16 protein-coding genes are annotated in these 21,748 nt (G+C 43.1%); 2 read left to right on the top strand and 14 right to left on the bottom strand.

The window, feature by feature from the left end; all coding sequences use genetic code 11:
* Positions 1-5 precede the first annotated feature (5 nt).
* The 10 genes from MKX34_RS16200 to MKX34_RS16155 all read right to left on the bottom strand — a co-directional run bounded on the left by MKX34_RS16200 (position 6) and on the right by MKX34_RS16155 (position 14,199).
* Positions 6-1,823, bottom strand: coding sequence for a glycosyltransferase (locus MKX34_RS16200; protein ID WP_081383903.1), 1,818 nt, complete (start codon positions 1,821-1,823; stop codon positions 6-8).
* A gap of 652 nt (positions 1,824-2,475) precedes the next feature.
* Entirely contained in the window at positions 2,476-3,195 is a 720-nt protein-coding gene (gene treR / locus MKX34_RS16195) for a trehalose operon repressor (RefSeq protein ID WP_076296641.1), read from the bottom strand.
* A gap of 164 nt (positions 3,196-3,359) precedes the next feature.
* Positions 3,360-5,330 (bottom strand): PTS system trehalose-specific EIIBC component, encoded by a 1,971-nt coding sequence (treP, locus tag MKX34_RS16190; protein ID WP_076296642.1) that lies wholly within the window; start codon positions 5,328-5,330, stop codon positions 3,360-3,362.
* 50 nt (positions 5,331-5,380) lie between these two features.
* Entirely contained in the window at positions 5,381-7,084 is a 1,704-nt protein-coding gene (treC, locus tag MKX34_RS16185) for an alpha,alpha-phosphotrehalase (protein ID WP_076296643.1), read from the bottom strand.
* Positions 7,085-7,468: 384 nt separating this feature from the next.
* The gene (deoB, locus tag MKX34_RS16180) at positions 7,469-8,656 is read right to left on the bottom strand and encodes a phosphopentomutase (protein ID WP_076099167.1); all 1,188 of its coding nucleotides are present in this window, start codon (positions 8,654-8,656) and stop codon (positions 7,469-7,471) included.
* 20 nt (positions 8,657-8,676) lie between these two features.
* Positions 8,677-9,858 carry a NupC/NupG family nucleoside CNT transporter gene (locus tag MKX34_RS16175; RefSeq protein ID WP_036677141.1) on the bottom strand — a complete coding sequence of 394 codons (1,182 nt, stop codon included), beginning with the start codon at positions 9,856-9,858 and terminating at the stop codon, positions 8,677-8,679.
* A gap of 15 nt (positions 9,859-9,873) precedes the next feature.
* A complete protein-coding gene (locus MKX34_RS16170) occupies positions 9,874-11,178 on the bottom strand; it encodes a purine/pyrimidine permease (protein ID WP_076296644.1) in 1,305 nt (434 codons plus the stop codon).
* Positions 11,179-11,225: 47 nt separating this feature from the next.
* Positions 11,226-11,933 (bottom strand): purine-nucleoside phosphorylase, encoded by a 708-nt coding sequence (gene deoD, locus MKX34_RS16165; protein ID WP_036677145.1) that lies wholly within the window; start codon positions 11,931-11,933, stop codon positions 11,226-11,228.
* A gap of 161 nt (positions 11,934-12,094) precedes the next feature.
* A complete protein-coding gene (locus MKX34_RS16160; protein WP_036677148.1) occupies positions 12,095-13,528 on the bottom strand; it encodes a helix-turn-helix domain-containing protein in 1,434 nt (477 codons plus the stop codon).
* 119 nt (positions 13,529-13,647) lie between these two features.
* Positions 13,648-14,199, bottom strand: a complete 552-nt coding sequence (locus MKX34_RS16155) for a biotin transporter BioY (protein WP_076272593.1) — start codon at positions 14,197-14,199, stop codon at positions 13,648-13,650.
* A 247-nt stretch (positions 14,200-14,446) separates the two neighbouring features.
* Here MKX34_RS16155 and MKX34_RS16150 point away from each other — a divergent pair, with 247 nt between their 5' ends.
* The gene (locus MKX34_RS16150) at positions 14,447-15,424 is read left to right on the top strand and encodes a biotin--[acetyl-CoA-carboxylase] ligase (RefSeq protein WP_076201274.1); all 978 of its coding nucleotides are present in this window, start codon (positions 14,447-14,449) and stop codon (positions 15,422-15,424) included.
* Positions 15,425-15,554: 130 nt separating this feature from the next.
* Here the strand turns inward: MKX34_RS16150 and MKX34_RS16145 are convergent, their stop codons facing one another.
* The 4 genes from MKX34_RS16145 to MKX34_RS16130 form a co-directional block, all read right to left on the bottom strand.
* Complete coding sequence (locus tag MKX34_RS16145; RefSeq protein ID WP_038571252.1) at positions 15,555-16,907, bottom strand: MATE family efflux transporter; 1,353 nt, start codon at positions 16,905-16,907, stop codon at positions 15,555-15,557.
* 233 nt (positions 16,908-17,140) lie between these two features.
* Complete coding sequence (locus tag MKX34_RS16140; RefSeq protein WP_051490959.1) at positions 17,141-17,824, bottom strand: MarR family transcriptional regulator; 684 nt, start codon at positions 17,822-17,824, stop codon at positions 17,141-17,143.
* Between the two features lie 296 nt (positions 17,825-18,120).
* Positions 18,121-18,903: an ABC transporter ATP-binding protein gene (locus MKX34_RS16135; protein ID WP_036677157.1), complete on the bottom strand. Its 783-nt coding sequence runs from the start codon at positions 18,901-18,903 to the stop codon at positions 18,121-18,123.
* A 114-nt stretch (positions 18,904-19,017) separates the two neighbouring features.
* Positions 19,018-19,860 (bottom strand): AraC family transcriptional regulator, encoded by an 843-nt coding sequence (locus MKX34_RS16130; protein WP_076296645.1) that lies wholly within the window; start codon positions 19,858-19,860, stop codon positions 19,018-19,020.
* A 149-nt stretch (positions 19,861-20,009) separates the two neighbouring features.
* Between MKX34_RS16130 and MKX34_RS16125 the strand changes: the two genes are divergently transcribed.
* The gene (locus tag MKX34_RS16125) at positions 20,010-21,719 is read left to right on the top strand and encodes a glycoside hydrolase family 2 TIM barrel-domain containing protein (RefSeq protein WP_076296646.1); all 1,710 of its coding nucleotides are present in this window, start codon (positions 20,010-20,012) and stop codon (positions 21,717-21,719) included.
* Positions 21,720-21,748: the final 29 nt, after the last annotated feature.

Below are 21,748 nucleotides of genomic sequence, written 5' to 3'. Positions count from 1 at the left end.
CAAATTTATAAAGTTATGTATTGCTTCAAATAATCACGATTAACCATGACGCTCGGATAATCCGGTACATAGCCCCCAGCTATCTCATTGTGATAATGCGCTTGTTCGTATTGTCCTAAGCGATCGTAACAGACGCATAATTGCAAATGCGGCAGCCACGTCCATGCCGGAAGGTCTACTCTAGCGTTAGGCTCAGTCGGCTTTGGTACTTCCGTGGCTAGCTTGTACCAAAAAGCAGCATTCTCGAACCGTTGTTCGATTAGCTCATAAGACCCTAATTGACAACAGGCTTCGGCTCGGGGAGGCGACAAGGCAAAAGCTTGAAGTACTTTAAGCTTGGCTTCTTGAAAGAGACCTAATTGTGACAATGCATCTCCGGCACGCCGACTCGCAAGTAGCTTGTCCTCCAACCAGCCATTCGGCATGGCAATGAAGGCATCGTATTGCTCTATCGCTCGCTGCCATTGGCCGTGATCGTATAGCTCGTTGGCATAATAAAATAAATCCCGCGGAGTGAACCTCGTTTGCGCTTTCAACATCCCCTCATAGATGAGAAGATTACGCGAGGACTGCGTATGCTTTCGATCATGTGTTATGCCTAACTCGGCATAGAACACATTGCCTGCGACCTCAAGGTACTCATGAACGACTCCAATCCAACGGAATTCACAATTTCGTCTTAGAAGGCGATTACGTCTCAAGCTCGAAGTTACACTTCCGTCTTTGTCACGGTCGAGATAATAATGCATCGATACAGCATCGATATCCCATGGTAGATCGGATACGATGGACTGGAGAGCCTTTGCATCCTCTAACTGCAGATAATCGTCCGCATCCAACCACAGCAGGTACTCTTGAGTAGCGAGACTGAAGGCATAATTTCTTGCTTTGGAGAAATCGTTCACCCATTCGAAATCATAAACCCGTGCTCCATAAGATGCCGCGAGCTCTTTGGTTCCATCACTCGAACCTGTATCCACAATAATGATCTCATCGACAAGTTCCCTCACGCTGGATAAACAACGCCCTAAGGTGTACTCTTCGTTTTTTACGATCATGCATAGGCTGACAGTGACTTTCCTTGTGCCACTATACAAGGAAGAAGTTAAATCGAATCCCCACTTGCTTATGGCCATAGCACGATTTAAGATTAATCGGTTATTGTACCAATCAGGATCATTGGGATCTACTGAAGGAGGTTCATTCCGGAAGACTACGCATCCTTCGGCTATGTAAATATCCAGGTTCATAGATAACGTGCGATAACACAGATCGTCATCCTCGTAAGATTCGACCTCAAATCGCTCATCAAAGGACCCGATCTGCTCAAAGTAGCGACGGGGTATCATCATTAGTAAACTGACAAGTCTAGGAACCCGGGTCCAAGACATTGATTTCCCGATGGAAAGCATCGATGACGACTGATAGAGTTGCTCCATGTTCTGATATACAATCGGAATCCGTTGAGCGCCGCTAACATCATTCATCCTCGGACCCACGATTGCAGCATTGGAATGATGGTCCAGACAGCCCGACAACTGTTCTAACCATCCCTCGTTAACCATAATCTGATCGCGGATGAATACAAGATGATCTCCCGAAGATGACACCGCGCCCAGATTGAATGCTGCTGCAACCCCTTGGCTCCGGCTATGAATGACATGAACGCCGTATTCATACGCAAGGTAATTCGACACTTCGGCAGATTCGTTATCCGAGACGACAATCAGCTCATAGGACATAGACGTATATTTCTTAATCCGATCCAGACATTGTACGGTCAGGTTAAAGTGCTGAGCCAACAATATAATGCTAATATTCAATCGCTTTTCCTCCTATATTCGACATTTTCCCTAAATCTACCATTCTATTAGCGTTGCATTCAAGACAACCAAAGTTGCTATTAGCCAGTTTCACAAATAATGATAAGCTTAAAAAGACAGCCGGGTATGCAACTCTGCTCTATTAATGCAATAAATAATTTTTACAGAATGCAGGAAATTTCCACCTACTAATTCTGGCATGCAACGTATACCGTATTTGTTACGACTGGCAACGAAGGTATCGCTGTTTCCATATTCCAACAATATATATGTATAAAGAACATTTAAATAGTGTGGGTTGTCATCACTTTTGTCATATGACAATATGGTATTTAATGGGTTTTACATGAAAAGATAGGGTCGTTAATCATTTATCTGTTCCTATTGAGATTCAACATTCGATCGTCTTACAGAAAAAAACTGCCTCTGAGGGCAGTTTTTTTCTTAATATATCGTTTTTGCGAACGGTGAGAATGAACCTCTAAAGCGCTCTTGAATCGAAAATTTGCACAGTATTGGCTATATAACTCCAACACACCTGATAATGATTGAAATGGATGGAGATTTCATATTTCATATTCGGATTGTATTTTTTCTCAGGAAACTCTCATAAAAAAAAGGGTATCCCAAACTGGGACACCCTCTGATTAGCTTATCGTCTCACCCTCCGAGCAAAATCCACAAACTGAAATTTATCCAGCCGGTGTCTAGACTCGGTATATTGGTAAAGCACCGTGTTCTCCAAATAAACATAGTTTCGTACTACTACAATATGCGTAAAATTCTTCAAATCGAGCAGTCTATGATCCTCCTCGGTGGAAGGTTCAACAGATATCAGCTTCTTCGCATAACTGATCTTAAGTCCCAATTCCAGCTCCAGATATTCATAGATTGAGCCCTCGGCGATTTCTTCACTCAGGAAGGAAACGATATCCGCACGAAAATAATCCTTATCCAAAATGATCCGTTCACCTTCAATCTCTCTGGCACGAACAACCTTCCAAACCAGAGTTTCAGGTGGAATCTGCAGATGTCTGGCGAGTGCGGAGCCTGCCGGCTCTTGTATCGTCCGCTCTACCAGTGTCCGCGAGGCAGTACCCAGTGTATCGGCCATCTCTTTAAATGAAATCAAACCGGTAACGGGGAAATCCATTCGGGTCATGTCAAGCACAAAGGAGCCTCTGCCCTTAATTTTGTGAATATATCCTTCACGGAAAAGTAGATTCAGCGCTTTGCGCACGGTCTCTCGTGAAGTGGCGTAAGCTTCGGCGAGTTCACTTTCGGAAGGCAGCTTGGTTCCCGGCAGCAGTTGTCCAGAATGGATTGAGTTGCTGTATTCATTATAAATTTGCAAATATTTATTTTCTCTCAATTTTGATCACCGCCCTTTATTGTATCACGTCATGCCTTTGGAAGCATCGATTCAATTGGAGGGGAATTCATAGCGTTGAACATATAAATTCTTATATTTATAGAAAAACAGCCCCCAAGGGGCTGTCTTACTATAGTATAAAGTCTTTGCCAATATAGCCTTTATCAACCCTTGAGATGAATAGTCAAGATGCTTGTTTGTTTGGCCGTAGCTGGTCCGGTCTTCTCTTCAATCTTCTCGACCATCTCCTGACCTGCAGGAATGATGATTGGAGTAATCACCGGGTAACCTGCTGCGCGGATAGCTTCCATATCAAATTCTAGTAGAAGCTCGCCTGCCTGCACCTTATCACCAATATTCTTCAGGCTGGTAAAACCGCTACCTTTAAGCGCCACCGTGTTAATTCCAACGTGGATTAATACCTGAACACCGCTGGCATGCTCCAGTATAAGCGCATGTTTGCTCTTAATCACATGAGCTACTGTAGCATCAAAGGGAGCATATACTTTCCCCTCAGAAGGTTCGATTGCAATTCCCTCACCCATTTGCTTTTCAGCAAAGGCAGGATCGGGCACCTGTTCCAGCGATACTGCAGTTCCACTAAGCGGTGAGACAAGCTCTAGAATATTAACTGATTCCTGTGACCCTTGAACTGAATGACGGCTGCTCAATTCCTCTGGTTCGCTCGTAGTACTAGAAGCCTCTGTAGCTGTATTCTTTTCGGAACGACCCACTACAGAACGTCCGTACAATACTGTGGCGGCAAATGGCACAACGAGAACAATAACCATACCTATGAAGAATACGCCCCACTGGTTCGGGAAAATCGAAAGGAAACCGGGAATTCCCCCTACGCCAATGGATGAAGCGCGAACCTGGTTAACGGTAAGGAGCATACCGGCAATTGCTGAGCCGATCATCCCGAAGATAAAAGGGTAGCGATAGCGGATATTCACCCCAAAGATTGCCGGTTCAGTCACGCCGAGGAATGCAGAGACGGAAGACGTAGCCGCCAAACCTTTTGCCTTTTGTTCTCTAACAACGAACATCATCGCCAGTGCCGCAGCGCCTTGTGCAATATTGGAGAGCGCCAGCATCGGCCAGAGGAAGGTGCCTCCCTTACTGCCGATGAGCTGTACATCGACTGCCAGGAAAGTATGATGCATCCCAGTGATGACCAGAAGTGCATAGAATCCGCCATAGATCAAACCACCAAGGAGCGCAAAATGATCAAATACATAGATCAAACCCGAGGTGATAGCATTGGCAATGGCGAACGTAACCGGTCCGATAATGGTGAAGGCCAGAAAACCTGTAACCAGCAGGGTCACTGGAGCAACGACCAGTAGTTTAATGGAATCAAGCACCCGACGGTTGAGGAACTTCTCCAGTCTAGCCAGAATATAGGCCGAAACCAGTACAGGCAATACTTGCCCCTGATAACCGATCTTCTCCAAATGCCAGCCGAACAAATTCCAGGTCGGAACGGTTCCCTCAGTTGAAGCACTTGCATAACTGTAGGCACTTAACAGATCCGGGTGTACGAGAATGAGACCTAGCACGATCCCGAGCAGAGGACTGCCCCCGAAACGTGTAACAGCTGCCCAACCGATAAGTGCTGGTAAAAAGGTGAAGGCTGTGCTGGCAATCGTGTTAATAATCGCAGCAATGTCTTTCCATGCAGGATAGACATCTACCAATGACTTACTATCAAAAAAGATACCAGGTCCGGTCAAAATATTATTAATCCCAAGCAGCAAACCTGCGGTTACGATGGCCGGAAGAATCGGAATAAAAATATCAGCCAGTGTTTTGATCGCCCGCTGCAGTGGATTCTGTTTCCGTGCTGCCGCTGATTTCACGTCATCCTTGGAAGAGCGGGCACCACCAGTGATCTGAATCATTTCATCGTATACTTTATCTACAGTTCCTGGTCCGATAACGATCTGGAACTGCCCCTGCGTAGAGAATTGTCCTTTTACGAGTTCGTTACGGTCCAGGGCTTCCGAATCCACCTTGTTCTCGTCATACAGCGAGAATCTCAGCCGGGTTACACAATGCGTCGCAACTTCAATATTCTCCTTGCCCCCAACCGCCCGTACAATATCTTCAACATTTTTGCGGTCTATAGCCATATCTTCACTCCTTACAAAATTGATGTGTGCTCCTTCTTAAGTACACCTCGTTAGCGGACTAACCACATGTAGGAAGCATAAGGACTGAGCTGAAGCTTTTGTGTTAATTTAGGTGCATCTGCTGTATTCCCAATCAGAAGCTCGTCCTTACCACTTGGCGACAATTCAGACCAGTGATTATCTTCAAAGCGGAAAGAGATCTTTTTACTGCTGAAGTTCGAGACCACAACAAGTGTCTCTCCATCTCCTGTTCTGGCGTAAGCGAAGACTTCAGGATGACCTTCATCGAGTCTCTTGAAAATACCTTCTATAAATATTTCATATTCCTTGCGTAGTGCAATCAGTTTACGGTAATGGTGGAAGATGGAACCAGGATTTTCCAGCTCCTTCTGCACATTGATGTTTCGATACCGCTCATCTACCTTCAACCATGGAGTACCAGTGGTAAATCCGGCATTCCGGCTGTCATCCCACTGCATCGGCGTACGTGAATTGTCCCGCGAACGTTCTTGGAGAATGCTGAGAGCAACCTCCGGGCTTTTCCCCTGTTCACACAGAATGCGGTACATATTTAGTGACTCAATGTCGCGGAACTCATCGATGCTTTTCCATACCGGATTCGGCATACCGATTTCTTCTCCTTGATATACATAAGGTGTTCCCTGAAGGCCATGCAGAGTTGTCGCGAGCAGCTTGGCGCTTTCCACACGGTAAACCCTATCATCAGTGAATCTGGAAAGGGCACGTGGTTGATCATGATTGTTAAAAAATAGTGCGTTCCAGCCTCCGCCTTTCTGCATTCCAGTCTGCCACTGCGAGAACAACCGTTTCATTGCCTCGAAATCATAAGGCATCAGTTCCCACTTCTGTCCATTCGGATAGTCGACTTTTAAATGATGAAAATTGAAGGTCATGGAAAATTCCCGCTCTTCGGGACTTGAGTACCGGATACAATGCTCCAGTGTAGTTGAGGACATCTCTCCTACAGTCACCATCTCAAACGGACCAAACACCTCTTTATACATTGCTTTGATGTATTCATGGACCTGTGGACCGTCAGTATAGAATTTACGTCCATCCCCCGGTGGAACACTCCCGTCATCGTTAGGGAAGCGCTGATCTTTGGAGATTAAATTAATTACATCCATGCGGAAGCCGTCGACACCCTTTTTAGCCCAGAATAACATCATATCATTCACTGCTCTACGTACCTTCTCATTCTCCCAATTCAGATCCGCCTGGGTTTTATCGAAGAGAGTAAGATAATATTGTCCCGAAGTTTCGTCGAACTGCCAGGCAGGACCCCCGAACTTCGACTGCCAGTTGTTGGGTAAGCCCCCGTCCGGAGCCGGATCCTTCCAGATATAGTAATCACGGTAAGGGTTGTTCCTGCTTGAAATGGACTGTTTGAACCACTCATGTTCAGTCGAAGTATGGTTAACCACGATATCGATCATTAGCTTCATTTCGCGTCTATGCAATTCCTGTACCAGCTCGTCAAAATCCTCCATCGTACCGAAATCCGGGTTGATATTTTCATAATCTGCTACATCGTAACCGTTATCATGTTGCGGCGAAACATAAACCGGCTGTAACCAGACAATATCGATTCCAAGCTTCTGCAAATAATCTAATTTCTCAATAAGTCCTTTAATATCTCCTGTTCCGTTGCCTGTAGTGTCCTTAAAGCTCTTCGGGTACACCTGATACACCGTGGAGCGGCGCCACCATTCCGAATACTGGGACTGACTCAAGTTGAACACCTCCAAAAAGAATTCTTTATTTCAACCATTAAACCTGTATATACAAGTTCAAACACTTCACACAGTTTAAACCTGTATATACAGGTTGTCAACACTATTACTATCGAAGGAGTGGCATGAGTAGAAACTAGATTATTTATAACGTTGTTTTAGAATGCGATTCATCGAAAAAAGGATTAACGACAGGTGGATATAAAATTAACCCCTTTAATAATTGATTATTACCCTAATAATTGATCCGTAATAACAAAAAAAGCCGCTTACTCGGCAGCTTTTTAGATACGAAGATATGTAGATAAAAAAACAAACAGGATACCTTTTACTAATACAAGTTAGGTACCCTGTTTCTATTCAAAGTGTCTATTCAAATTAAGTTTATTTAAGCTCCTGTAGGAGACTCTGACCAAATTGGGGCATGGTCACAACAAAGTTATCAGCAACTGTTGCTCCAATATCCGAAAAAGTCTTCGATATAGGCAGCTCCCCTTGTCGATTGAAACTCTTACTGTAGAGGAGTAAAGGAACATATTCACGGGTGTGATCCGTACCCGCATGAATGGGATCATTCCCATGGTCTGCCGTAATTATTAGAAGATCGTCTTCACATAGCTCCTTTAGAACTTCATGTAATCGATCGTCAAATTCTTCTAGCGCTTTCCCATACCCGATCGGATCTCTACGATGGCCATAAAGTGCATCAAAATCAACAAGATTCAAGAAACTAAGTCCTGTAAAATCAGTATGAAGGGTCTCCATGAGTTTATCCATGCCATCCATGTTAGACACTGTACGCAAAGACTTGGTGACACCCTCCCCATCGTATATATCTGAGATCTTGCCAATCGCTAGTACATCGAACCCGGCATCCTTGAGCTCATTCATCACGGTTCTTCCATAAGGCTTCAAGGCATAATCATGACGGTTCGATGTTCTTTTGAAATTTCCGGGCTGCCCGAGGAATGGTCTAGCAATCACTCTGCCTAGCATGTACTTCTCACGTAAAGTAATCTCTCTGGTAATCCCGCAGATTTGATACAGTTCTTCTAAAGGAATAACCTCTTCATGAGCCGCAATCTGAATCACGGAATCTGCTGAAGTATAGACAATGAGTGCACCTGTGTTCATATGCTCTTGTCCAAGCTCATCGAGAATAGCTGTGCCACTAGCGGGTTTATTCCCAATCACCTTTCGTCCTGTTCTTTCTTCTAATTCATTAATTAATTCATAAGGAAATCCTTCAGGAAACACTTTGAAAGGAACGTCAATTCGTAGGCCCATGATTTCCCAGTGACCTGTCATCGTATCCTTTCCATTAGAAGCTTCCTGCATTTTGGTCCAATAAGCTAAAGGGCGCTCTACTTTGGGAACTCCGGGTATTGGGTCAATATGACTTAACCCTAGCTTGGATAACGCAGGAACATGTAGCCCATTCATTTTTTCTGCAATATGCCGTAATGTATGTGATCCTGCATCCCCAAACTTTTCAGCATCTGGAGCTTCACCAATGCCTACAGAATCCATAACGATGACGAAAATCCGCTTAAACCGGGGTGTTTGTTTCATGTTAATACTCCTTGCTTCAACTAGAATATGATACCGATAATCAAAGCTGATAAAACGCTTACAAGTGTGGCGCCAAATAACAGCTTTAATCCAAATCGTGCGACGATATTCCCTTGCTTTTCATTCAATCCCTTCACTGCACCCACAATGGTACCAATCGACCCAAAGTTAGCAAATGAGATTAGAAAAACGGAGACAATGGCTGTAGTACGGCCACTTAAACCTTCTTGAATCTTAACAAAGTCAAGCATAGCAACGAATTCATTCGCAACAAGCTTTGTCGCCATAATACTACCGGCCTCAACAGCTTCATGCCATGGCACACCGATAAGAAAGGCGATGGGTGCAAAGACGTAGCCTAACACTCCTTGGAACGAGATTCCGAATATGCCACTGAAGACCCCGTTAATCAAAGCAATGATTCCCACAAAACCAACTAACATTACCCCAACTACTATGGCTACTTTAAAGCCATCCATAATATATTCGCCCAGCATTTCAAAAAACGTTTGTTTTTCTTCTACCTGAACTTCAACAATATCTTCTTCAGGTGTAACTTCATACGGATTAATGATGGATGAAATGATAAATCCGCCAAATAGGTTTAATATCAATGCAGCTACTACATACCGAGGTTCTAGCATCGTCATATAGGAACCAACGATTGACATGGAAACCGTAGACATTGCAGACGCACATAATGTATACAAGCGATGTTTCGGCAATAGTCCAAGCTGGTTTTTCACTGAAATAAACACTTCATTTTGTCCGACAATTGCGGCTGCAACTGCATTATAAGATTCCAATTTACCCATGCCATTTATTTTACTCAGTACCAGTCCAATATACTTTATAATGAATGGCAGTATTTTGTAATGTTGCAAAATCCCTATCAATGCTGACATAAAAACAATGGGCATCAAAACATAAAGGAAAAATGTATGCGCCCCTTCATTTGCAATCCCGCCAAACACAAAGTCAGTACCTTCATTGGCGTATCCAAGTAATTTTGCAAAACTATCAGCAAACCCTTTAATCAAAAATTCTCCAATGCTCGTTTTTAGGATAATTAATCCCAAACCTATCTGAATAGCAATCATTACAATGATTGGACGATATTTAATCTTTTTCTTATTGTTACTTCCTAGCCATGCCAGTAATAGAACAATAACCAGACCAGCAATAGAAATTAGATAATGCATTTTTAGCCCTCCAAATTATCGGTTAATTTTCTTGGAATCCTCATATCGGAATGCATCTTTCCACATTAACCCTTGTTCCAAAATAATCGCTAACAGGCTTCCGCATATTAATCCATTATTTAAAATGGCTACCACGATCGGAGATAAATGGGCCGTAGCTGATGCAGGAATAAACATTAAACCTACACCCACTAAAAGGGAAAGCCCACTGACAATAAATGTTCGCTCTTCATGAATAACCTTTTTCAATTCCTTTAGCGCTAGTCCGACCATCTTCACAAAAATGACGAAGGTAACAGAATATCCTATGGGAGCTGGAATCGCAGATATGAAATTCATCATAGGCGGAAACAAGGATATTGAGATCACTAAGCTGCAGCCTATTAAAAATGATCTGCGCTCCCTCATCCCTGTTTGCTCAACATATCCCGCCGCTCCCGAAATAGGGACTGAGCCGACCGCTCCTAAACCACCACTAATAAGATGCGTAATTCCAGAAGTAAACCCGGCGCGCAAATAACGACGATGATCCCCTTGCTTGGGTTTCATAACGGTCTCCATCAAACGGATGGATGCCACTGCATTGGTTATTAATAATAGGGTTAGTAAAAATGCAGTAGTAATTGTCCCGGCATCGAATCGGGGTTTTCCAAATGGGAATATTTCCGGCAGCTTAAATAGAGTATCCGCACGAGAAACCGCCGGCATACTACCGCAGATTATAAATAATAGGCAGCCTATCACTATACTGAAAATTATTGAAAACTGGCTGAGTAATACAAAGCGGCTGTTGCCTAACCAAAAGGTAATGCAGACCACAATCACACTAAGGATGAATACTTTAACATCTAACATGGTGTGGGATATGGTAATCCCCATCATCCCTTTCATAAAAGATCCGCTTAATTGAAAGATCAATAAAAGTAAATAAATAAAGGTGATGGTGGGAGTAAATAGACGAGCGATTTTATCCATTAGCTTAAATGCTGAAATTAGGATAAATAACACTCCGCTAATGATCATTGCCCCACTTAAAGCCTGTAAAGCTCCGTTGTTAGAGGAATAGAGTCCCCCCACTAAACTCGCGTAAATGGTAAAAATGCTCCACCATAACCCTGCCGGACCTTCATGAATAGGGAATTTATGACCCATCAGGCCTTGTAAAAATCCAGCTATTGCTAAAGTAATCATGGTGCTCTGAATGAGTCCGGAAGTCTCTATGGGTGTTAAGTTATATAAATCTGCGATAGCAATGGGTGCAGCAATTGCACCAGCGATCATAAAAATCATCCACTGCAATCCTGACAGTATTACCTTCATTTCTTTCTCACTCTCTTTTCTAACAACACTACACTCTTATCAATAAATCAGCCTTCAATGACTGTGTTAAGAGCTACTTCGACCATTTCATAAAAGGATTGTTCACTTTCTTTATGAGTTAGGTGTTCCTGTCTTAACAATTGACTGCCGACGGTCAAAATCGATAAAGCTTTTACACCATATTTAGCGGCTAAAGTGTATAGGGCGGTACTTTCCATTTCTACAGCTAATACACCGAAATCCATAAACTTGTGAAGCCGATCTAAATTTTCACGATAAAATTCATCAGAATTATAGATGTTACCAACAAACACATTGGCATTTTTAGCTTGTGCTTGTTGATATGCTTTCATTAGCAATGAGAAATCTGCCGTTGGTGCAAAATTACAGCCATGAAAGATCTTTTCCGTCATATTACTGTCTGAAGATACTGCTTGGGCTAATATAATATCGCGGATATTGATTTCTTCCTGCATCGCGCCACATGTACCAATGCGAATCAATTTCTTAACTTCATAATCGACGATCAATTCTGTCGCGTAGATACTCATCGATGGATTTCCCATCCCTGTACCCTGAACCGACACAGGCACACCCTTGTATAATCCAGTGTATCCATACATCCCTCTTACTTCGTTATAACAATAAGCCTCCTCTAAAAAGTGTTCTGCCACAAACTTTGCACGCAAGGGATCTCCTGGGAGCAAAACGAGCTCTGCTATTTCTCCCTTATTTGCACCTAAATGCCTACTCATAGTTCTTCCTCCAACTTTTAATAGTAAACTGAGGTTTACCGAAATCGCTTTCCACTTGCCGTCAAGTAAAATCAGTTTCGAAACTAGATTGAGCATAAGGTTTTTTAACATTACAAACTAGACCAAAAACTTACGGAGCTTACGGAAAATAATTGGTCAAATTATAAAAGCAGTTCTTTACGAATGTTGTCTAAGTCTCTTTTAGAGGGGATCGTAGAAATAATAACAACAGGCACTGTCTTTAATGCAACCGGGATATTACTAATGACAAGATCGATATTATTTTGCTGCATGATCTCGTCGGTCAGGCCTTTCATTATGGAAGTATTAAGGATCAACTGATCCCCAATTTCTTTTTTTATCAAATCTGCTATGTAATGACGAATTGAAAATTCTTCCCCGATCACTAAAAAAGCCCTCTTACTTTTGTAACGTAAACTCGAGCGAACAATTAAGGTTAGCTTTGTTAAATGAAAGTGATTAAACAAAACAGAAGGGTAAGTTTTATTCCACGTTTGCATACAGGTTTGCAATTCTTGATAAATCTGCTGGCACTCCTTTTGAACATATGTTGTTAAATGACTTGTTGAAATCATCATCCACTCAGGAATGGCATTTTCGATTAATAGCTTGTCAAAGAACCCGTAAATCTCCAAAATAAACCGTTCTTGCATATGCAAGTTCGGGTATACCTTTGCTAATAACATTAGAAGCAGATTCCCCATTTGATATTCTTCTTTATCCTTATGTAATTCTACTTCTTTCATCGGAGTGATCTCTGACCCTTCATAATAATGATATTGGCTGAGACTAACCATGGATTGCATAAAGAATATTTCACTGTTTGGAAATTTAAGGGACAGCTTGTCCTCAAGACGTTTTGCAATAGTTTTCACTGGAAAATAAAACATCCCCTTTTCCCAAGGGTAAGCATTTTCGTCGATTTTCACACATTTTCCTTTAGCCACTCTTTCTATAACAATGGCCAACAAAAACGATAATCTCCTTTTGGAATTGATAAAATATACAATGTTATTCTCATTTTCTATATTTGTGATTAACTGATTAATATAAGCAAAATCAACATTCGCAAAGGGCCAGCCTGTAAACTCATACGCATCACAATATAACTTCCAATAAAAATATCGAATATTCATTTCATTCCCTTTGATCATGGGGGTAGAAAAACTAATGCGTAGCTTATAAGCTTTTAGATCATCATTATTTAATTGCACAATCAATTTCTTCAAAGACGAGGTACTCATAAACATGGCTTCGGAGAGCTCCTCCACAGACAGTCGACCCACATTCGTAAACAAAAAATCCATCAGCCGATAAAAGATGGTTTGTCTGAACATAGAAGAAATCACTTCACTAATCGTACTTCGCCCATCACGTTGAAGAACTATTCCCTTTCCTCTAGAAACCTCAATGGTTACAGTAGATGGTAATTGCTTGCTGATTTCCTCCACCATCTTCCGAATGGTCTTATCAGAGATCCCTAAACTTTTTTCAATTTCCGCTAAGGTAAACCATCTATGTTCCGTATCAAGCAGCGTTAATAGTTGACTAGCTAAATTAAATCCCTTATCCATTTTTCTACACCCACTTCAATTTCGTTTTAATTTTTATAGTATAAACAAATTCGCAACCATAACCCTATTATTTTTCAATAAAAAAACCCGGGTTTTATTTACCCGAGTTTCACATCACATTATATTTGTGTTTTTTCTTCAATAGGGCTAATTGCTTTCAGCTGCATCGTTATGACGGCTGCAATAACGGCTTTGATGATGTCTCCCGGAAGAAAGGCCAACGCTCCGACAAGACCAGCCCAGATCGAAGTATTGGTTATCAATGCCATGACAGGGGCACCAATCAGACTCACTAGTAATACACCGAAGATTATGTTGATACCTACCAGCTTCCAAGTTCGAACCTTCGGCCAGATTTTTTCGGAATACCAGCCAATAAGGCCGGCCGCAATTGGAAAGCTAAATATGTATCCTGCAGAAGGTCCAACTAGCACCGAGATTCCGCCGCGACCGCCGGTCAGTACAGGCAACCCAATGGCTACTAGTATGATGAAAATAATTAGACTGAGAGCGCCCATCCGTTTCCCCAGAAAACATCCAGCCAACATGACGCCAAGTGTCTGGGCAGTGATCGGAACGGGGATGAAGCCGAGTGGGATGGGCGGTATCATCCCCAACACCGCGATAAGTGCTGCGAATAATGCAGCATAAATAAGTTCTTTTGTCTTCAAAAAAATGACCTCCATTGGATATCAATGATTGTATTCTGGTTAGTAAATACGTCCAGTAAGCTGAATTATAATGGAGATATTCTTTATTGTAAACCATAAAATATTATATGGTTTACAATAGAATAAAATACCATGCTTGAGTTTTTCCTATTGTTATATAGAATTAGAGTATTCAGTCGCAATCGTTGGATGTTAATCTATTCAATGGGTTTTGGTCGGAGAGTTATACTTTTGGAGGTTTAAGTTCATGACAGTAAAAGAACATATTCTTGCCTTACTCGACAGTAATAAGGGTGAATATTTTTCCGGGGAGGAAATAGCCGTTCAGTTATCCGTGACGCGCAGCGCGGTCTGGAAAGCCATAAAATCTTTACAGACAGACGGTTATTCCATACAAGCTGTAACCAATAAAGGATACTCCATGTCACCACAAACGGATATCTTATCAGCCAGTGCAATTTCAAAGTACCTGGATACTCAGGGGCAAAAGTTACGAGTCGAAGTCTTTAAGACCATATCTTCCACGAATGAAGCCGTAAAAAACCTTGCCTCAAATGGAGAAGCTGAAGGTAAAGTGATCCTTTCGGAAGAACAAACAGCTGGTCGCGGGCGAATGGGCCGGAAGTTCTTTTCTCCACCTGGAACGGGTATCTATATGAGTATCCTGCTGCGTCCCAAGCTGTCCGCAACAGACTCAGCTTTATTGACCACTTGCGCCGCAGTAGCTGTAGCCCTTTCTATCGAGAGCGTATCCAGTAAAGAAACGCAGATTAAATGGGTGAATGACGTTTTCATGGAAGGGAAAAAAGTGTGCGGGATTCTTACCGAAGCATCCGTGTCACTGGAAAACGGCTGGCTTGATTATGCTGTTCTCGGCATCGGTATCAATGTAGTCCTCCCTTCCGAAGGCTTTCCCAATGATCTTACCGAGATTGCAACAACTGTAATTTCCGAAAACAATCCTTATGGTGATCTCCGCAACCGGCTCGTTGCAGAAGTACTAAACAATTTCATGAGATATTATGAGCATTTAACGGACAGATTGTTTCTTTCCGAATACAAAAAAAGGTTAATTTCACTTGGAGAACCTGTGACCGTGATAAAGGATAATGAACAACGTAAAGCAACAGCCATTGATATCGATGACGATTGCCATCTGAAAGTCAGATATGAGAATGGTGACGAGGAGTATCTTTCAAGTGGAGAAGTCAGCATTAAAATTTAACTGGAGCTTCGCCTCCAAAGCAGCTATGTGCTGCCTCATGGCAGGCTGCGTCATCATACGAGCCAAAAAAACCTTGCTGATCCAAGGTTTTTTTAGATGAACTTAAAGTATCAACTTAAAGCTTAGAATTTTACTGTACTAAAGTATCTAAATCAGGCTGCAATTTGTTCCGCAGAACATACAGCATGATGGCACCCACAAGGAACGCAACAGCATCCGAAATGACGAGCGACCAGACTACTCCGTGGAAACCGTTCATTCGATTAGCGATATACAATACTGGAATCAGAGTAATACCTTGAATAATTGACATAATAAAGGCGGCGGTTCCTTGTGCTGTCGCTTGGAAGATACCTGTAAACAACGCGGTCGTTCCTGAAATGAACAGGGATAAGAACGTTACATGAAGAATGTAGCTGCCCAGTTCAATTAATTGAGGGTCATTCGTAAATAAACCGATTAAGTGGTCTGAAATCAGATATACAATAATGCCGAACACGGCTGCTAATGCCACAGTCACTTTGATTGTAAAAGTAATGGTGTGCTTCATGCGTAATTTGTTAGCTGTAAAAGAGAAGGCAATCAGCGGCACGACTCCCTCACATAAGCCCATCAGGATAACCTCTGGAAATTGTAATAAACGTGATGAAATCCCGAAGGCCGCAATGGCCTGCTCCCCATATTCGACCAGAAAACGGTTAAAGATGAGTGACATTGCACCCATGAAGAGACTCATAACAAAGACTGGAACTCCAATTTTAAATACATTGCTGAGAATGTCTTTGGAAGCTTTGAACCATTTTACGGAGATGGTTAAGAATTGGCTCTTATATCCCATGTGGAAGGCGTAGAATGCACTTGCAACCAAGTTAGAAATGACTGTAGCAGATGCAACCCCGATCACGTCCCAATGGAAGACGAAAATGACTAGCGCATCGAGAATAATATTCACAACAACACTGAGAAGCATACCGATCATCGAAGTGATTGCTGCCCCCTCCGAGCGCACGATATTCTCCAGCGTGAAGAATAGAACGACGAAAGGTGAACCAATAAGCATAATCGTGACATAGTCCTTCGTGAATCCGAAGGAGTCAGGCGTCGCTCCCAAGCCATGAACGATTGAATCGATCAATGGGATGCCGGCAGCCATCAAAATAAGACCGAGAACTAAACTGCTGTAAAAGGCGAATGAAGACACATGCTTTACATCATCATATTTTTTCTCTCCCAACAAACGGGAGATAAATGCACTGCTACCGATGCCAATCAAGTTACCAAGCGCCATTATGGCGGCAAATAACGGTAAAGTTAGTGCGAGTGCGGTTAACATCGCAGTATTGCCCAGTGTACCAAGGAAATAGGCGTTCAAAATGGAGTATATGACACTCATCGACATGCCTAGCATCATCGGTACTGCGAAGTGAGCTACGGCTTTTGCGACAGGTGCTTTTTCAAAGTAATGGAGGTTTTCTGCATCCATAGGGTTCACCACTATCTTTCTTTATTTTGTTTTTTGAAATACTTAGAATTCTAACTATCGGTCCAATATGAACCGTGACGCAGCAACAAGCAAACCTGTACCCTAACGTCGAGTTTTCAGATTTGGCATACGAAATTTGATTATTCTTCAGTTTCACATTACGCTGCCTTTGCCGTTCATCTTTCTCTGGTGGAAAGGCAGCGCCTCAGCTACTGTTTGCAAAAAGACTCTAATTACTTATCGTCCGGGCCATGTGACTTGTCAGGTGACGAATTACTGTCATCTCTGGAAGGCCAGCCGAATCCGCGCATGTCACCATGCCCTTCTCCGCCAAACCCAGGGAATCTGCCGCTAAAGCGTTCGTCCCTAGAATTTCCCCACATTTTGTGCATTTGTCCGCGCATAGCCATCAGTTTTTCAAATTCCTCTGTTCCCATACGCTCCTTTGCGGCTTCCATCCACATAGCCATCACATCACGTTCTCCGTCCGTTCCAAGTTCTTCCTCCAAAGCTGTAATGACGCGAGTTAGGTAATCCCCGAAAGCTATCTGCTCTTCTGGCGATAAGCGAGAAAATATGTTGCCGTTGTCTATCTCTTGTTTCTCTTCCTCTTGCCCTTTTTGCGTTAGGTAAATCAACATGATACGTTTGTCTGTTTCTGAGGGCTTACGGGTGATGTATTCTGCTTTCTCCAGTTTACCAAGCAATTCATTGAGGGATGATACACGGATGTCCAGCATATAGGATAAGTCTTTGGTGCTGATACCGTCTTTCATCCGAAGAAATGCTAATATCCTGCCTTGCCCACGTGATGCGTCGGCCATCGGACCAACCGCGGCGTGAGTTTTCAAGTGTTGCCTTTGCAACAGCCATTGCAGTTTCGCGAGTTTTTCGTATAACTCATCATTCATGTCCATAATGAATCCTCCGTTGAATTTTTACGGTACCTGTTGCTCTTTGTGACGGTACCTGTTGATTTGTATTATAACGGTACCTGTTAGATATGTCAAAATGTTTTTTGCAGGTACCGTTAGTATGTTGTTACGATGTTTCTGGGAGGTGGCTTATAAGCTTGCAAACAAATAGAAAACCCGCGTCCCGCGCGGGTTATTTTAAAATTATATTGTGATCAGTTTTCATTTTATATATCTGCAAGCAATCCTTCAAAGCACTTTAAAACGGTTTGCTCGCCTATTCGATGTGCCTTGATATTCTACTTATCACCGGCAAGTGTAAGCCACTTGCGGTTATGATGTTCCTGTACTTCAACAGGGGTATCGAAGAAATCGCTCAAGACATCCGACTGCAAGCAGTTTACTGTCTCATCCCCTTTGTAGATTTCGCCGCTCTTCACCAGCAGCGTGTGCGTAAAGCATGGTGTTATCTCCTCGATATGATGGGTTACATACAGCAAGGTTGGTCCACCGGGTTGCTTTGTTATCTTCTCGATCATCTGCAGCAGCTGTTCTCGGGCAAATATATCAAGTCCCGTGCATGGCTCATCAAGAATTAGTAGATCTGGATTGGCCATTAGTGCGCGTGCTATGAGGACTTTCTGCCGCTGTCCTTGCGACAAGGTATCATATGTACGACTAACCAAGGAAGAGCAGTCTAGAAACTCCATTAACTCCTCGGCTTGTTTTTGATCCTCTTCATTCGTTTTATCATACAGACCAATTGTCGCGAATTTTCCGCTTAGGACGATGTTCAGGGCAGTCTGATGGCCGTACAGCTTCTGCTGCAAGGAGGTGCTTACCCAACCGATTCGTTTGCGTAGCTCTCTCAAGTCCACATCGCCAAAGCGATGGTCCAGCACCTCGACTTGTCCTGTTGTCGGCCAGATATAGCCGTTCACTACATTTAGCATCGTCGTTTTTCCTGAACCGTTCAGACCGACGATACACCAGTGTTGTCCCTGCTTCACTTCCCAATTCATATCGCGTAAGATCATTGTCGTATCACGTTGCCATGATACATTTTTGAGTGATATAATCATGCCCAATTTTCCCTCCTTAAACATGCTTCAATGAGTTCAATACTATCATGGTACAGCCCTTCCCGTAAAAAAACCATAACCTCAAGATTTTTTTACCAGTGGTTCTACGGACAATTAATCTTTGATTCTCTGTTTGTTTCGGTATACTGTCGGAGGGATCCCGTTAAGCTGTTTAAAAATCTTGCTGAAATGATATTCTTCGTAGTACCCGCATAATTTGGCTATTTCCTTAACTGGATAATCGGTAAAGACTAGATAACGGCAAGCTTGCTGGTTCTGTATGTGCATATGGTATTCCTTAGGCCCCATCCCCGTAAATTTTAGGAACATCTTACGCAAGTAAGATGGCGAAATGCCGTATTTCTCCGCCAATTTCTCGATCCGGTGATGATCCTTATAGTCGTTCTCGAGTGTTTTCTTGATCTGTTCGAAGGCGGCGAAAGCTCCAGACTCCATCAGATTCCAGTCCGGTTGTACGGTCTGGTGCAGCATATGCAGCAGGATCTGCATTTTAGCCCGGGATACAGCTATGCCATCGGTTAGTCCGGGCAGCCAGTCCTGGTGAATCCCCCAGACCAGCTTGCTAATTTCCTCAGCTTCCTGTTGATTATATTGGCTTAAGAAGGGAAGTCTCAGTTTTCCGATTGGCTTGACTTCCTTCCATACCGCATCATAACCAAGCTCTGCACAATCGAAGAGCAGCATCGTTATGCGAAGTGGAGCATCCATCTGCGAGCGCATGGACAGTTTAAGGCCTGGTTTTAAATAGATTAGCATTCCAGCCTCTACTTTGTGCTCAACATTGGTCAGGAAAACCCCTTTACCTTCATGAATCCAGTACAAGCTGTGCACATTTACCATGTTACGGATGTCCTCCCAGCCGGGATAAGTAGCTTTGTCGAGTACAAAATGGATATGCACTATGAGGTCATTCAGCTTGTAATCATTTTCTTCCAATTAATATCCCCTCCTGCTGCTAAAAGAGCGATTTAAACAAGACGATAACGTTTTTTTCTATTCAATGCTTAAACTCCAAATGTTACTATCCATATTATCAAGATGTCTGAAATTCTCAATACATTACAGGAAAAAAAGGAGGAACACACTTGTTAAGGACTTTTAGCGAGTATCAAATTCGGAGAGCTGAGCTGTTGGATGGGCCTTGGGATTTCATGAAGGATCCGTTAAATACGGGTGTTCAAGAAAAATGGTTTGAGCGATTTCCACATTCTAGGCAGTCTCTTTATGTGCCCTCGTGCTGGAATAATGAACTGGGAATGTACGATTATGAAGGTGTCGGTTGGTATCGTAAAAAAATACAGATTGTGAATTCGCAGCATGTCAGACTCATCTTTCATGCCGTGCTGGGCCATGCCGATGTCTATTTGGACGGGCGGCACCTTGGGTATCACTATGGCGGATTTACACCTTTTGAATTTATTGTTCCTTCCTTAGGGGCAGGAGAACATGAGATTATCGTCCGGACGGACAGCACCTTGGACCTACTTACGATTCCGACAGAGCAGGTGGATTGGTATCATTACGGGGGTATCATACGGTCGGTGGAGCTGCAATATTTGCCTGATATTTACATCGAACAGCTGAAGATTGATTATGCACTGCATGGATCAGATGCAGATGTTACTGTTCAGGTGCAGCTCCATTCCTTCCATAAGGAGCAGCATACTACCAAGATCACATTCTCCGAAAGCGGACATGAATTGCACTCGGAAGAAGTACAGATTGAGACTGGCCAGACCCTCAGTCATACGTTCAAGTTGCTTATGCCTGAAATACGTTTGTGGAACGTAGGTCTTCCAGAACTGTATACCTTTCAACTGCGGACAGAGGAAGACGACAAAATTGAACGGATCGGTTTTCGCTGTATTGAAACAAAGGATCATCGGATTCTAATTAACGGTTCACCCGTATATCTTAAGGGGGTGAACCGACATGAAGAGCATCCTGAGTGGGGTTTTGCCTTCCCTCCGAAGCTGATGCACAAGGAGCTCAGTATCATTTTGGAGTTAGGTTGCAACTCCGTCCGGGGCTCGCATTATCCCCAGAGCCCATATTGGCTTGATCTACTCGATGAGCAAGGGATTGTATACTGGAGCGAAATTCCGATATGGGGAGCCTTTCTGCCGAACGAAACGGTAAGTGAGCCGCTCTTCCAGGAGCGTGCACTGTCTATGATTGAAGAAATGATTGGCCTGCATTTTCATCACACAAGTGTGATCTTCTGGTCCGTTCATAATGAGATTGATACCCGGACTCAAGAAGCATATGCTTTCACACAAGCTCTAGTCGGATTGGTGAAGAAACTCGACAGCACTAGGCTTGTCACCTACGCTACGATGCATCCACTCGAAGATATTCTACTTCCATTATTCGATGTTATCGGTATAAATAAATATTTTGGCTGGTACGAAGGCGATACAGCCAGCTTCAAAGACATGCTGGAACAGTTCCATGTGCGTGCGGAGCAGATGGGAGCCGGTAACAAGGTTGTGCTCATGACCGAATTCGGTGGTGCTGGACTATTCGGGGATGTGGGCTGGGAGCCGAGATTGTTCAGCGAGGATTATCAGGCAGATATTGTGACTGAAGCGCTGGCAATCTTCAAGAATGATTCGAAAATTGGCGGGACCTACATCTGGCAGTTTGCAGACATCCGCGGCGATCTGAAGAGCAGCAGTAAGAACTTCCGCGACCGGGCCCGCGGCTTCAACAATAAGGGTCTGGTTAATGAATACCGTAAACCCAAACAATCCTTTCGTGAAGTGCGCCGTATCTACCGATCTTGGACAGATTAATATCCACATTGACTAAGAAGCCCATCGTC

The organism is Paenibacillus sp. FSL R5-0636 (genome assembly GCF_037974255.1).
GTDB lineage: Bacteria > Bacillota > Bacilli > Paenibacillales > Paenibacillaceae > Paenibacillus_AQ > Paenibacillus_AQ odorifer.
Note: the sequence above shows the minus strand (reverse complement) of the source record. Positions and strands in the feature narration are given on the sequence as shown.

Bases quoted from the DNA above. Each gene is read 5' to 3' on its own strand.
- treP (WP_076296642.1), bottom strand. From the start codon at position 5,330: ATGGCTATAGACCGCAAAAATGTTGAAGATATTGTACGGGCGGTTGGG.
- deoB (WP_076099167.1), bottom strand. From the start codon at position 8,656: ATGAAACAAACACCCCGGTTTAAGCGGATTTTCGTCATCGTTATGGAT.
- MKX34_RS16175 (WP_036677141.1), bottom strand. From the start codon at position 9,858: ATGCATTATCTAATTTCTATTGCTGGTCTGGTTATTGTTCTATTACTG.
- MKX34_RS16170 (WP_076296644.1), bottom strand. From the start codon at position 11,178: ATGAAGGTAATACTGTCAGGATTGCAGTGGATGATTTTTATGATCGCT.
- deoD (WP_036677145.1), bottom strand. From the start codon at position 11,933: ATGAGTAGGCATTTAGGTGCAAATAAGGGAGAAATAGCAGAGCTCGTT.
- MKX34_RS16160 (WP_036677148.1), bottom strand. From the start codon at position 13,528: ATGGATAAGGGATTTAATTTAGCTAGTCAACTATTAACGCTGCTTGAT.
- MKX34_RS16150 (WP_076201274.1), top strand. From the start codon at position 14,447: ATGACAGTAAAAGAACATATTCTTGCCTTACTCGACAGTAATAAGGGT.
- MKX34_RS16145 (WP_038571252.1), bottom strand. From the start codon at position 16,907: ATGGATGCAGAAAACCTCCATTACTTTGAAAAAGCACCTGTCGCAAAA.
- MKX34_RS16140 (WP_051490959.1), bottom strand. From the start codon at position 17,824: ATGGACATGAATGATGAGTTATACGAAAAACTCGCGAAACTGCAATGG.
- MKX34_RS16135 (WP_036677157.1), bottom strand. From the start codon at position 18,903: ATGATTATATCACTCAAAAATGTATCATGGCAACGTGATACGACAATG.